Annotated in this window: 13 protein-coding genes, 1 tRNA gene and 2 pseudogenes; 12 read left to right on the top strand and 4 right to left on the bottom strand. The window is 69.7% G+C overall.

The genetic code is table 11. The features are described 5' to 3' along the window. Positions 1 to 83: 83 nt before the first annotated feature. Positions 84 to 515, bottom strand: a complete 432-nt coding sequence (locus tag AB0C29_RS15435; protein ID WP_014446635.1) for an SsgA family sporulation/cell division regulator — start codon at positions 513 to 515, stop codon at positions 84 to 86. Positions 516 to 832: 317 nt separating this feature from the next. Between AB0C29_RS15435 and AB0C29_RS15430 the strand changes: the two genes are divergently transcribed. From AB0C29_RS15430 to AB0C29_RS15390, 9 genes and pseudogenes are all read left to right on the top strand, one after another. Continuing rightward, positions 833 to 1,258 carry a TIGR02611 family protein gene (locus tag AB0C29_RS15430; RefSeq protein ID WP_360820588.1) on the top strand — a complete coding sequence of 142 codons (426 nt, stop codon included), beginning with the start codon at positions 833 to 835 and terminating at the stop codon, positions 1,256 to 1,258. Positions 1,259 to 1,318: 60 nt separating this feature from the next. Then, a tRNA-Val gene (locus AB0C29_RS15425) sits at positions 1,319 to 1,393 on the top strand. A gap of 189 nt (positions 1,394 to 1,582) precedes the next feature. Continuing rightward, on the top strand, positions 1,583 to 2,800 hold the full coding sequence (locus AB0C29_RS15420; protein ID WP_360820586.1) for a histidine kinase: 1,218 nt from the start codon (positions 1,583 to 1,585) through the stop codon (positions 2,798 to 2,800). Continuing rightward, entirely contained in the window at positions 2,788 to 3,438 is a 651-nt protein-coding gene (locus tag AB0C29_RS15415; protein WP_360820584.1) for a response regulator transcription factor, read from the top strand. Before AB0C29_RS15420 ends, AB0C29_RS15415 begins: the two co-directional genes overlap by 13 nt. A gap of 9 nt (positions 3,439 to 3,447) precedes the next feature. Next, positions 3,448 to 4,149: a hypothetical protein gene (locus AB0C29_RS15410; RefSeq protein WP_360820582.1), complete on the top strand. Its 702-nt coding sequence runs from the start codon at positions 3,448 to 3,450 to the stop codon at positions 4,147 to 4,149. Between the two features lie 447 nt (positions 4,150 to 4,596). Beyond that, positions 4,597 to 5,082, top strand: a complete 486-nt coding sequence (locus AB0C29_RS15405; protein WP_360820581.1) for a peptidoglycan-binding protein — start codon at positions 4,597 to 4,599, stop codon at positions 5,080 to 5,082. Position 5,083: 1 nt separating this feature from the next. Next, the gene (locus AB0C29_RS15400; protein WP_360820579.1) at positions 5,084 to 5,479 is read left to right on the top strand and encodes a hypothetical protein; all 396 of its coding nucleotides are present in this window, start codon (positions 5,084 to 5,086) and stop codon (positions 5,477 to 5,479) included. Between the two features lie 3 nt (positions 5,480 to 5,482). After that, positions 5,483 to 5,805, top strand: a pseudogene (locus tag AB0C29_RS15395) (isocitrate lyase/phosphoenolpyruvate mutase family protein). A gap of 364 nt (positions 5,806 to 6,169) precedes the next feature. After that, the gene (locus AB0C29_RS15390) at positions 6,170 to 6,562 is read left to right on the top strand and encodes a DUF6223 family protein (RefSeq protein WP_360820577.1); all 393 of its coding nucleotides are present in this window, start codon (positions 6,170 to 6,172) and stop codon (positions 6,560 to 6,562) included. On the opposite strand, the gene AB0C29_RS15385 is transcribed toward AB0C29_RS15390, so the two are convergent. Beyond that, on the bottom strand, positions 6,559 to 6,843 hold the full coding sequence (locus AB0C29_RS15385) for a hypothetical protein (RefSeq protein ID WP_360820575.1): 285 nt from the start codon (positions 6,841 to 6,843) through the stop codon (positions 6,559 to 6,561). The genes AB0C29_RS15390 and AB0C29_RS15385 overlap by 4 nt on opposite strands. 73 nt (positions 6,844 to 6,916) lie before the next feature. Further along, a complete protein-coding gene (locus AB0C29_RS15380; RefSeq protein WP_360820573.1) occupies positions 6,917 to 7,168 on the bottom strand; it encodes a hypothetical protein in 252 nt (83 codons plus the stop codon). A gap of 248 nt (positions 7,169 to 7,416) precedes the next feature. Here AB0C29_RS15380 and AB0C29_RS15375 point away from each other — a divergent pair, with 248 nt between their 5' ends. Further along, a complete protein-coding gene (locus AB0C29_RS15375; RefSeq protein ID WP_360820571.1) occupies positions 7,417 to 8,997 on the top strand; it encodes a DHA2 family efflux MFS transporter permease subunit in 1,581 nt (526 codons plus the stop codon). Positions 8,998 to 9,398: 401 nt separating this feature from the next. On the opposite strand, the gene AB0C29_RS15370 is transcribed toward AB0C29_RS15375, so the two are convergent. After that, on the bottom strand, positions 9,399 to 10,460 hold the full coding sequence (locus tag AB0C29_RS15370) for an EamA family transporter (protein ID WP_360820569.1): 1,062 nt from the start codon (positions 10,458 to 10,460) through the stop codon (positions 9,399 to 9,401). Positions 10,461 to 10,545: 85 nt separating this feature from the next. On the opposite strand from AB0C29_RS15370, the gene AB0C29_RS15365 reads away from it, so the two are divergent. Together AB0C29_RS15365 and AB0C29_RS15360 are read left to right on the top strand one after the other, a co-directional pair. Beyond that, positions 10,546 to 11,109, top strand: a complete 564-nt coding sequence (locus tag AB0C29_RS15365) for a CGNR zinc finger domain-containing protein (protein WP_360820568.1) — start codon at positions 10,546 to 10,548, stop codon at positions 11,107 to 11,109. 376 nt (positions 11,110 to 11,485) lie between these two features. Continuing rightward, positions 11,486 to 11,722: pseudogene (locus AB0C29_RS15360) on the top strand (hypothetical protein); the annotation flags it as partial.

Raw genomic sequence — 11,722 nt, 5'->3', positions numbered from 1 at the left:
CCGGCCCCCCGCCCCGGCCCGCCAACCGGCGGCCCGGTCGGGCCCGGCCGGTCCCGCGGGGGTCGCCCCGGTAATTCCTGTCGCTATCGACCGGCGAGCAGCCGGTTGACCGCCGCGTCCACGTCCAGGTGATCGGACTCCCGGCCCCGCGGCACCACCACATAGGTGCGCCGCAGGAACCGGACCAGGACACTGCGCGGCACTTCGAACAATGCGTTGCCGTCTGGCGACGACAGCGCGAGAGCCACGAAGTCGCCCCGCGGCGTGGCCCACGGCCACACCCGGACGTCCCCGATACCCGCCGGCTCATCGAGCCCGGTCACGAGCAGTTCCCGCGCGAAGGACCAGCTAACGGCTTCCCCACCGGCTGATTCCGCGTGGAACAACACGTGCACGGCATACGGGTCGGCTGGGTCGTACCGCAGACTGGCGCGCACGGGCAGAGCCGTGGCATCTGGCGCTACGAGCCGCAGCGAGGTTTCGACCTCGACGGTCGTTGGACGAATGGTACTCATGGACGAACTCCCCCCGGCACCGCTGCGAGGCTGGTGAACCCCGCGTTTCCCATACTCAGGTGATCCCTGTCATTACGCTCCGCCATACGCTGATCTCACCCAGTAGTGGGAAGGCGCTTCCGATAAGCTCTCCGGAGGAGGCGTTAAACGGTATCTTGACCTGTTCTGCCCATGTACTCGGTTTCGCCCGGCGTCGGGTGGCCCAGCAGTTGACTCACTCCGGTAACGTCCATTCCTCCCGGGTAGTGACGGGGGCGGGGAACACTGGGGGATGAAATGACCGGGAGCCCGCGATCTTTGCCGCGAAAGTGAACGAGATGTCCCAATCGGAACCCCTGACCGAATCCCCACCCGAGGAACACTCACCTCCGGGGGTCCTGGACCGGATCCGTGCCAACCCCACCGGCCGGCTGGCCCTGAAGATCGGCGTCGGCGTCCTGGGCGCCGTCGTGGTGGCGGTCGGCATCGTGCTGATCCCGTTCCCCGGACCGGGCTGGGCCATCGTGATCCTCGGCCTGGCGATCCTGGCCGTCGAGTTCGCCTGGGCCCGCCGACTCCTGCACTTCACCAAGAAGCACGTCCAGGCCTGGACCCACTGGGTGCTGAAGCAGTCCCTGCCGATGCGCGCCCTGATCGGCCTGGCCGGCTTCATCTTCATCTCGGCCGTGGTCTGGCTGTCGGTCAAGCTCACCATGGGCATCGACCTGGCCGCGGTGATCTGGAAGTTCGTCACCGGAAGCTGACGCGCCGGGACCCTGGTTCGCGCGCGCGGCCCGGGTTCCGGTACAGTCTGACTCCGTTGAGGGCGATTAGCTCAGCGGGAGAGCGCTCCGTTCACACCGGAGAGGTCACTGGTTCGATCCCAGTATCGCCCACCATCGTTTATGCAGGTCAACGGCTCGTTCCCGATGTTCGGGTAACGGGCCGTTCGCTTTTGCTCCTTACGCTGGAAGCGGCCGAGCGAACGGGTAGTGCCAGGTCTACCTCAAGAGTCGAACCAGCGCGCTGTCGGAGGTTGTGGGCGGCCGCCTAACTTTGGACGCGTGACAGACACGCTGCTTGGGGCGATGACTGGGCGACGGTTCCTGATCTCGGCCTGGCCGTGGCGCGGGTTTGCCTATTGCGCCACGACGGCAGTGGCCTCGGGCCTTCTGTGGCTTCTGCTGGCGGTGCCGCTGACGCCGGTTTTCCTAGCCGTGGTGGTGCTCTGTTCCGGGCATACGGGTGGTCACCTGATCGTGGCGGCCGGCCTCGGGCTCGTCGGAGTGGGCATGCTCGCGCTACTCGGCCCCCGGTTGACGCTCTCGATGGCCCGGGCCGAACGGTGGCGGCTGCGGCTGGTCGGCGATGCCCCGCTGTCGCCCGGGCGACGTGGCGCCCTCTACACCGACCCGGCCACCTGGCGGGCGGTGGCCTACGCGGTGCTGCTGGGCATTGTCGGCCCGATGTGGCTCGGGGTGCTGGGGTTGATCGGGCTGGTGGTCGTTTCGACGCCGATCTCGGTGGACTACCGGATCTCGGTCATGGACTCCCTGGCCGGAATCGTCGGGCGGGTCGTCGGCGGACTGCTGTTGATCCCGGTCCTGCTCTACCTGATCGCGTTGTTCGGCGGGGCGCACGCCGCGCTGGGCCGGCTGCTGCTGTACCCGGAGCCGTCCGAGGACCTGGTCGAGGTGGCCCGGTCCCGGACCCGGATGGCGCACGCGTTCGACGCCGAGCGGCTGCGCATCGAGCGCGACCTGCACGACATCGCCCAGCAGCGACTGGTCGCGCTGACCATGCAGATCGGGGTGGCTCGTCTCGACCTACCGCCGTCCTCGCCGGCCGCTGCCGCGATGGCCTCGGCGCACGAGCAGGCCAAGACGCTGATGGTCGAGCTGCGCGATCTGATCCGCGGTATCAGCCCCCGCACGCTGCGAGAACTAGGCCTGCAGGCCGCGGTCGAGGAGCTGGCCGTCGCGAGTTCCCTCGACGTACGTGTCGATGTCGCCTCGGTGCGTTTCCCGGCGGAGGTGGAGTCTCTCGCGTACGCGGCGATCTCCGAGGCCCTGGCCAACGCTGCGAAGCACGCCGCCACCGCCGAAGTCACCGTTACGGTCCGGCGCAAGGCCGACCGGCTGCTGGTCGAGGTCCGCGACGGGGGCGGCGGTGGTGCCGACCCGGCCCGCGGATCGGGGCTGACCGGGCTCGCCGACCGGGCCGCCGCGGCTGGTGGCCGGCTGCTGTTGTCAAGTCCCACCGACGGCCCGACGATCCTGCGGGTGGAGCTGCCGTGCGCATCGTGATCGCCGAGGACTCGGTGCTGCTCCGGGAGGGACTGAGCGCGATGCTGCCCCGGTTCGGGGTCGAGGTCGTGGCCGCGGTCGGGGACTCCCCCACACTGCTGGCCGCAGTCCGCCGGCACCGCCCGCAGCTCGTGGTCACCGACGTGCGGATGCCGCCCGGCTACATCGACGAAGGGCTGCGCGCGGCCGTCGCGCTGCGCACCGAAGATCCCGAGCTCGCGGTGGTCGCCCTCAGCCAGTACGTGCAGCACGGCTACGCCGGAGAACTGCTCGCCTCGGGTTCCGGCCGGTCCGTCGGTTACCTGCTCAAAGACCGCATCGGCGACGTGGCCGAATTCGCCGGGCAGCTCCGCCGGGTGGCCGAGGGCGGCACGGTGGTCGACCCCGAGGTCGTACGGCAGCTGATGCAACATCGCCGAGACCCGCTCAAACAGCTCTCCGCCCGCGAACGCGAGGTTCTCGCCCTGGTCGCGCAGGGCCACTCGAACGCGGCCGCCGCCCGGCTGCTCTCCCTGACCGAGGCCGGTGTCGCCAAGCACATCGGCAACTTCTTCACCAAGCTGAACCTGCCGGTCAGCGACGACACCAACCGGCGGGTCCTCGCTGTGCTCGCGTACCTGCGCAGCCGATCCGACTAGGAGTCCTCTTTGATCACCACCACCGCCCGGCGGCGTGACGCCGGGCTCCTCACCATGGCCATGATCCTGGCCACGGCCTTCTTTCTCGCCCCGCCGCTGCTGTTCGGCCCCGGCCGGCTCGGCGACTTCCCGCGCGCCTTCGTCGGCTACTGGTCCTCGGGCAGTCCGGACTTCCGGCCGGACCTCCAGTACCTCGTCGACTACCAGTTCCATTACCACCTGGCGCGGGTGGTGATCGCACTGCCGTTGCTCGTGGTCCTGGTGACGCTGGCCGTCCTGCACCGGCGGTTCCGGCCGGCGATCGGGACGCTCGCGCTCGTCGCAGCGGTGCTGCTGATCGCCAACGTCCAGGGGGCCGTGTCGCCCTTCGGCACGTTACTGCCGATCCTGGCGTCCGGCCCCGCCGACGCCGATCTGATCGCCGTCCTGGCTCAGATCCGCGACCAGCTCCACAACGGCCCGACGTCGCCCGCCCTGGATGTGATGCTCGACGAGTACGTGCGGTGGCACGTGGCGAAGGGTCTGCTGGTCGGCCTGTTGGCAGCCGTTCTCATCGGCCTGTCGGTGGTGACGTGGCGCCGCCGACGTCGGTGGCTGAGCCTGCTCACGGCCGTGGCGGCCATGGCCGCGCTGGTAGTCGTCGCCGCCAACGCGACCACCGTGATGAATCCCAGCCCGCCACTCCTGCTCCTCCTCCAAGGCAGTTGGTGAGGTTCGTATGGTGCGGAGAGGGTGACAGTCCATATGCCTTTTTGGCCGCGCCGGTGTCGGACCTGGTCGCCGGAGGAGGCGTCGATGGGGGCGGTGCAGTTCCAGGACGCGAAATGCCCCCGCTCCGGGAAGCGTGTGATCGCGCCGACCTCGACAGCAGCCGTGCGGCGCCGGACGCCCCGATGCCGTGCAGATCCATCAGCGTGATGCCGGTGGTGGCGACCAGTTCCTTGATCAGCTCTGCGCTACCCGTCGGTGAGTCCGTCGACGATCGGCATCCGGGTCCAGCGGGACCTGTGTCGGCGGAACGATTGACCAGACATCCATGGACGCCGATGATGGGACGGCCTTCGTCGGTACCCGAGGCACTCTTCTCGCGCTCCGCGTCGCCGATTCTCCATTGGGCATCGACCTGCAGGAACACCACTCCGCCAGGCGAGGAGCATCATGACCAACGAGGGAATGGCGACGGTCGGTCCGGGCGCCACCGGCGACACAGTGAGTCAGGCGCAGCGTGCGCTGCGGCGTACCCCGAACACCGCACTCGTCGTGGACGGCAAGTTCGGGGCCAAGACGGAAGCCGCGACGAGGGACTTCCAGACGGCGGAGGGTTTGCCGGTCACCGGCGTCGTGGACGCAGCGACATGGAAGGCGCTTCCGGACGGCAACGCGATGCCGACGCTGCGCCAAGGGTCGAAGGGTGATGTGGTCCGCAGCCTCCAGCAGGTCCTGACGTCGGGCGCTGCGGGCCTGTGGGGAACGACGCCGCAGAAGATCGACGGGCAGTTCGGGCCGAACACCGATGCTGCGGTGCGTGCCTTCCAGAGCTGGGCGAGCATCTCGGCGGACGGTGTCGTCGGCCAGCGAACCTGGATGGCGTTGCCGCTGGCGCTCGAATTCGTCGTGGGCCTTCAGTTCGTGGCGGGTGATTAGCATGTCGGCATCAGAGAGCCTGCCCCTTGCCCAGTCGTGCCGCATCATCGACTTCGAGCGGGCGGACACCGTCTCCCTCATGATCTATCCGCCGCCGCCTCCAAGGCTCGTCGTCGCCGGGCAGAAGCCGTTCGCGAACATGGTGGTCTCACTCAATCCGCTGCGCTACGTGCAGAAGCCTGAGTACTGGGGCATCGAGGTCGTCGGTTGCATGCCCCCGATCGGTCAACCCGCGATCGTCCCGTACGTGGTCGAGCTCAACCTGGCCGGCTACATCGGAACGCGAGGCATCGAAGTCATCGGGGCGAGCCATACCGAGCGGATCGAGCTGGCGGCCGCGGACGACGGCACGCCGCCCGAGACGGCGGTCGATGAGACAGCGCCTGACGCCGGCTGATATCTGAGCGACCTCCACAGCGGAGAGCTGCTCGTCCTGCCCGACGCCTGGGACGCGGCCAGCGCCACCGAAGTGGTCGAGGCCGGCTTCCCGGTCGTCGCCGCCGCCGGCAACGCCGTCGCGGCCATGCTCGGTTTCCCGACGGCGAGGGTGCGCCCTGGCCGGAGATGTTCGCCGCGGCCGAACGGATCATCCGGACCGTGCCGGTCCCGGTGGACGCCGAGGCCGGGCACGGCATGCAGCCGCACTATCTCGTCCACCGCCTGCGGGACATCGGCGCCGCCGGCTGCAGCCTGGAAACACCGAGCACCTGGCCGGCGGGCTGAAGCCGGCGCCCACGCCGAATGGCTCGCGGCCGTCCGGTCCGCCGCCGACGATGCCGGAGTTCCGCTGGTCATCAACGCCCGGGTCGACACCTGCTCACCGCCTGCATCCCCCAGCCGGACCGGCCGGCGGAAACCATCCGGCGGGGGCGCATCCTACGGGACGCGGGCACCGTCCACATCGTCATGGTCCGGCAACTACCACGCCGGCAGTAGATCGCTGTCATCTGCGGCGGCCGCAGCAGCCGGGTACGCCGGTGACAGCAGCCTGAAGTGCGTCTTCCGGCGGGATGACCGGCGATGCGCCCGGCGACATGATCGGGCGTAACCCGGCAATCCGGGGGCGGGACACCGGAAGGACGCTGTCATGAAGCTGCTGAAATCGATCGCCGGGGCCGGGATGTTCTTGTTGGTGGCTCTCGTCCCGGCCGCCCCAGCCGCGGCGCACCCGATCGCCGCTGACGTCACCACCATGAGCTCAGGGCGCCTCGGGGCGAGTGCGGGCGCCGTGCTGGGACTGGTGGGAGTGGTCATTGGATGCCGTTCGGCCGGTCGCACCAGAGCTGTGGTCGCCCTGGTGGCCGGGCTGCTCGGTGCCGCGCTCGGCGGGCTCGTCATCGCCACGTCCGACGGGGGTGTCGGCACCGGCAACGGACTCGGCGGGGCCATCGTGGCGGTGGCGGTGGGGCTGATCGCCGTTGTCCTCGGTGGGCTTGCGATGGTTCGCTCCCGCCGTACCGGTCGGCCTCGGTCGGGTTAACGCCCGGGCCCGCGGTCCCGGGCCGCGATGGCGTCCGCGATGAAAGCGCGGAACCCGGCGAACTGCTCGGCGGTCATCTTCCACCGGCGCCCGCCCATGATGTCGTCCTCGCCGTACGCCCGCCCCAGGCGCACCTTGAAGCCGTCGCCGTTCGGGGTGGCGCTGATCCGCAGATGCGCCACGTGCAGCCGCAGGCTCTCCTCCGTGCCGCTGTGGAAGATCTCCAGCACCCGGCCGTCCAGGACCATGATCTCGTTGTCGAGCGCGAACTCGGTCGCCATGCACGCCACCCTGCTGCCGGTCGCCGGCCCCGATGGCCGGTGACGCCACGCTGACCGTAGTGGTGCCGAGGGTTCAGGGGAGGCCGACAGGTCCGTCGTTCCCCAGCATGGCTGCGCTGTTCGGTCGGCTGTTCACCCCGGTGCCCTTGCCACGGATGGTCTCCCGCCGCGCGCGCCGGGCGTCGCGGTGGATCTGCCCGGTGGCGCGGGCCGCGCGGCGCAGGAGCTGATCGCGCCCCCGGCGGGCCCGGCGGCGCCGGATCACGAACGCCGCGAGCAGCAGTGCCGTACCGATGGCGATTCCGCCCGCGAGGTAGCCGCTCACCAGCCCGACGGTAGACCGGGCCGGCAAATGTGAAGACGTGGCGGGCTTCACGTATTCAAGTAGCACGACTTCCCCGCCCGCCGGGGCGCCACAGGGCAGAATAACCCCGGTAGCTCGGCCCCGGCTCCGGAAAAGCGGATGCCGGCCGCCGGGGACAGTGGCACCATCGTCGCTTTGCGCACGGCCTGCGCCCAAACGTGCAGCACGTTGACGCCGGCCGCACTGCCCGACACAACCTGGAGCTCTCCGTGACTGGTCAAGCCGCCGCGCCGCCCAACAGGCTGGACGCCGCCGTGCTGAAGATCGCCGGCGTGGTGGTCCTCGGTGCCATCATGTCGATCCTCGACATCACCGTCGTCAGTGTGGCGCTGCCGACCTTCCAGACCGAGTTCGACGCCACGTACGCCCAGGTCGCCTGGACCATGACCGGCTACACCCTGGCGCTCGCCACGGTGATCCCGCTCAGTGGCTGGGCCGCCGACCGGTTCGGCACCAAACGGCTCTACATGCTCGCGCTGCTGCTGTTCACGCTCGGCTCGGTGCTCTGCGCCACCGCCGACTCGATCGAGCAGCTCGTCGCGTACCGGGTGCTCCAGGGCCTCGGCGGCGGCATGCTGATGCCGCTCGGCATGACGATCATGACCCGGGCCGCCGGCCCGGAACGCATCGGCCGGCTGATGGCCGTCCTCGGCATCCCGATGCTGCTCGGCCCGATCGGCGGCCCGATCCTGGGCGGCTGGCTGATCGAGGCGGCGAGCTGGCACTGGGTCTTCCTGATCAACCTGCCGATCGGCGCGATCGCGCTCGTCTACGCCTTCTTCGCACTGCCCAAGGACAATGCCGAGTCGTCGGAGTCGTTCGACTTCGTCGGCATGCTGATGCTGTCGCCAGGTCTGGCTCTTTTCCTGTACGGCGTCTCGTCGCTGCCGGAGACCGGCACGATCACGGCCACCAAGGTCTGGTCCACGATGCTGGTCGGCGCCCTGCTGGTGATCGGTTTCGTGCTGTACTCGTTCAAGCCGAAGCACCCGCTGCTCGACTTGCGGCTGTTCCGCAACCGCAACCTGGCCGTCTCGTCGATCTCGCTGTTCGTGTTCATCATCGCGTTCATGGGCGCCGGCCTGCTGTTCCCGAGCTACTTCCTGCAGGTGCGCGGCGAGTCCACGCTGAACGCGGGCCTGCTGATGGCGCCGCAGGGCATCGGCGCGATGCTCACGATGCCGATCGCCGGCACCCTGGCCGACAAGATCCCGGTGGGCCGTACGGTGCCGTTCGCGATGGCCCTGATCGCCGCCGGTTTCTTCACCTTCACCCAGGTCGGCACGGACACGTCGTACTGGCTGCTGTGCGGTTCCCTGTTCGTGATGGGCCTCGGCATGGGCGGCACGATGATGCCGATCATGACGTCGGCGTTGCGCACGCTGACCAGCCAGGAAGTGGCGCGCGGCTCCACCCTGGTGAACATCCTCCAGCAGATCGGCGGCTCGATCGGCTCCGCGATCATGTCGGTGATCCTGACCAGCCGGCTCAACGGCTCGGAGCCGATCCCCGGCCTGAACAACCCGCGCACCGGCGAGCCGATCACCGAGGCGGGGGCGGCGATCGCCAGCCAGCACGGCCAGCAGATGCCGGTCGAACCGTCGGTCATCCAGCGCGGCCTGGAGTTCGTGGCCGACTCGTTCGCCACGACGTTCTGGGTGGGCTTCGGGCTGGTGCTGCTGACGTTCATCCCGATCGCCTTCCTGCCCCGCAAGCGCCAGCCGGCGAAGCTGGGCGGGCCGGCCGAGGAGGGCGACGGCCGCCTCGACACACCGGTGATGATCCACTGAGCTGACGACGCGGCGGGCTGTTCCCAGCCCGCCGCGTCGCGCTTTGCGCATCGCGGCGCGGCAGGTCAGGACGCAGGCGAGGTGCTGCTGCGGCTGAGCCGGAGATCGGGCGACAGGCTCAGATCACGAAGATCCGGACGGAGCCGATCTCGTTGTTCCAATTCGAGCCGAAAAGGAACAGATCGGGGACGATGCGGGAGTCGACGCCGCTGCCCGAGACGATCAGGTCGAAGTACCCGTTGGCGGACGAGCAGCTCGTCCACTGGGAGAAGCCCCCCGGAATGCCGTGGCATCGGTGCGGACCGTCACGCCGAGGCTGGAAGTCGTCCAGCGGTGCAGCGACCGGCTATCCGTCACGACCACCCCGGCCGCCTCGGGCCGTGCGACGGCGGCTGAAGGAATCAGATCCGGCCGGCGGCCAGATCGGCGGGCTGCGTGTCATCCGGTGCTCCCGCAGCGTCCGGCTCGCCCTTAGCGGCGCGCACGTCAGCAGTGGCCGGCGCACTGACAGAGTCCGGCAGGCTCTCAGCGTCGGGCACGTCAGCAGCGTCCGACGGCGCCGAGCCTTCCATCCGGACCGCTGCGATCCCGCCCAGGATCAGTGCCCCGCCCACGAACTGCAGCGGCGTCAGCTTCTCGCCCAGCAGCAGCCACGCGAACATGGACGCCGACACCACTTCGAGCAGCCCGATGAACGACGCTAGCCGGGAGCCGAGGATGGCCGAGGCGGCGATTCCTGACGCGTACGCCACGGCCGTGCCGATGACCGCGACCACCAGCAGCGGCGCCCACCACGGCACGGTGGTGTCGAACAGTGACAGGTCGCCGTAGGTTGCCGTGAACGGCAGCAGGCCGGTTGTGCTGATCAGCGCCAGGACGACGCCGGCCAGCAGCAGGCCCGAGCCGGCCAGGGCGACCGGGGGCAGGCCGTCGGCGGGGCGGGCGGCGATGGCGAAGTACGCCGCGCAGCCGATCGCCGCGCTGAAGGCGATGGCCAGGCCGATCGGGTCGACCGCCTGCAGGGCGCCGGGGCCGATCACCAGGACCAGGCCGCCGACCGCGAGCACCGAGCCCAGCAGGACCGTGGCCCGGGGCCTGCGCCGGGTGGTCGCCCAGGCGAACGCGACCAGCAGCAGTGGCGCCAGGTATTCGATCAGCAGGGCCGTTGCCACCGGGATGCGCTGGATGGCGGCGAAGTAGGCGGCCTGGGTGAATGCCACGCCGACCAGGCCCATGCCCAGCACCCGCCAGCGTGCCCGCCACAGTGCCGCCCATCTGCCGCGCAGGGAGAAGAGCACGAACGGCAGCAGGACGAGACCCGCGGTGAGCGCCCGGGCGGTGACGGCCGCGACCGGTGACCAGCCCGCCTCCAGCATGGGCTTGATGAAGGCGCCGGACGTGCTGAACGAGACGCAGGAGATCAGGGCGGCGATCAGGCCCGTGGACATCGATGGCGTTTTCATGACAGCTCCCCGGGCTCGGTCTGTTCGTCATGGGCTAAATTGGCTTACGGTCCTGACGCTAGGCCGGTGTGAGTGAGGAGTCAAATTGCTTTTTGCCCCTGACACGGAGGAGTCGCTGGCCTTCGTCGTGGCCCTCGGCAACACCGCGGCCGGGGCGTCGCGCAGTGGTGACGACGAGCTCGTGACCGTTGATCAGCTCGCCGGGCTGCTGACCCGCTTCGCCTACACCGGGCGCATCGACCATGACGAGGCGGAGCTGCGTGAGGTGCGGCAGGCCCGCGCCCAGCTCCGGCGGGTGTGGACCCTCGAACGCGACGACGCCGTCGAGTCCGTCAACGGAATGCTGCGCGACGCGAACGCCCTGCCGTTTCTCACCCGGCACGATGCGCTGGACTGGCATCTGCACGCGACCTCGCCCGACGCGCCGCTCGCGGAACGCATCCGGGCCGAGGCCGCCCTGGCCCTCATCGACGTGATCCGGATGAACGAGATGCGCCGGTTGCGGGTCTGCGAGGCCGACGACTGCACCGGCCTGCTGCTCGATCTCTCCCGCAACGGCCTCAAGCGGTTCTGCAGCGTGCGCTGCGGCAACCGGATGAACATGATCGCCTTCCGGGAGCGGCGTTCGGGGGCGACCCCGCCGTCGTGAATTCGGTTGCCGGTGATCACCGCCGGTGCCTACTTTCAGTGCGCACCTCCCGGTGCGCAGGCGACGGCTACTTCCGCTCATAACGGGGAGACGCGGGTTCGAATCCCGCTACCGTCCTCGGACGGTTCGACCAGCGGCCCAGGTCACCTAGGCCCGCAAGGGCCAGTCTCCGTCGCCGCTTTGATCTCGGGAGGCGCGACCAGCGGGCCCGCCCGGTGCGCAGGCAACGGCTACTTCAGGCTCCGTGCGCCGGGGGTTCGAGTCCCCGCGGCCTTTCGGCCGTCAGCTCGACGGGAGCAGCGGATAAGTCCGTCGCCGACCTCGAACTCGGGCGGGCCGGCTGGTCGCTTCTCCGGCCCGACGTCAGGGGGACGTGATGGCCAAGTTCAACCGACCGGCGAAGCCGGTGAAGACGGCTCAGGGCGCACCCGGTTTCCTGCGGGAGCCGCGCGCCGAGCTGTTCCTGCTCGGTGTCTCGCTCATGGTCGGCGAGGACACCTTCTACGAGGGTGCCGACGATCGCGACCTGCGGTTCCGTGCCCTCGTCGCCGAGGTGGCCGTCGCCGATCCGCAGTGGTTCGCCGGGTTCGTGCGGTGGCTGCGGACCGCGGCG

The organism is Actinoplanes sp. NPDC048791 (assembly GCF_040650095.1).
Taxonomy (GTDB): Bacteria; Actinomycetota; Actinomycetes; order Mycobacteriales; family Micromonosporaceae; genus Actinoplanes.
Note: the sequence above shows the minus strand (reverse complement) of the source record. Positions and strands in the feature narration are given on the sequence as shown.

Coding starts and splice junctions, on each gene's coding strand:
- AB0C29_RS15435 (WP_014446635.1), bottom strand. CDS start 515: ATGAGTACCATTCGTCCAACGACCGTCGAGGTCGAAACCTCGCTGCGG.
- AB0C29_RS15430 (WP_360820588.1), top strand. CDS start 833: ATGTCCCAATCGGAACCCCTGACCGAATCCCCACCCGAGGAACACTCA.
- AB0C29_RS15420 (WP_360820586.1), top strand. CDS start 1,583: ATGACTGGGCGACGGTTCCTGATCTCGGCCTGGCCGTGGCGCGGGTTT.
- AB0C29_RS15405 (WP_360820581.1), top strand. CDS start 4,597: ATGACCAACGAGGGAATGGCGACGGTCGGTCCGGGCGCCACCGGCGAC.
- AB0C29_RS15400 (WP_360820579.1), top strand. CDS start 5,084: ATGTCGGCATCAGAGAGCCTGCCCCTTGCCCAGTCGTGCCGCATCATC.
- AB0C29_RS15390 (WP_360820577.1), top strand. CDS start 6,170: ATGAAGCTGCTGAAATCGATCGCCGGGGCCGGGATGTTCTTGTTGGTG.
- AB0C29_RS15385 (WP_360820575.1), bottom strand. CDS start 6,843: ATGGCGACCGAGTTCGCGCTCGACAACGAGATCATGGTCCTGGACGGC.
- AB0C29_RS15370 (WP_360820569.1), bottom strand. CDS start 10,460: ATGAAAACGCCATCGATGTCCACGGGCCTGATCGCCGCCCTGATCTCC.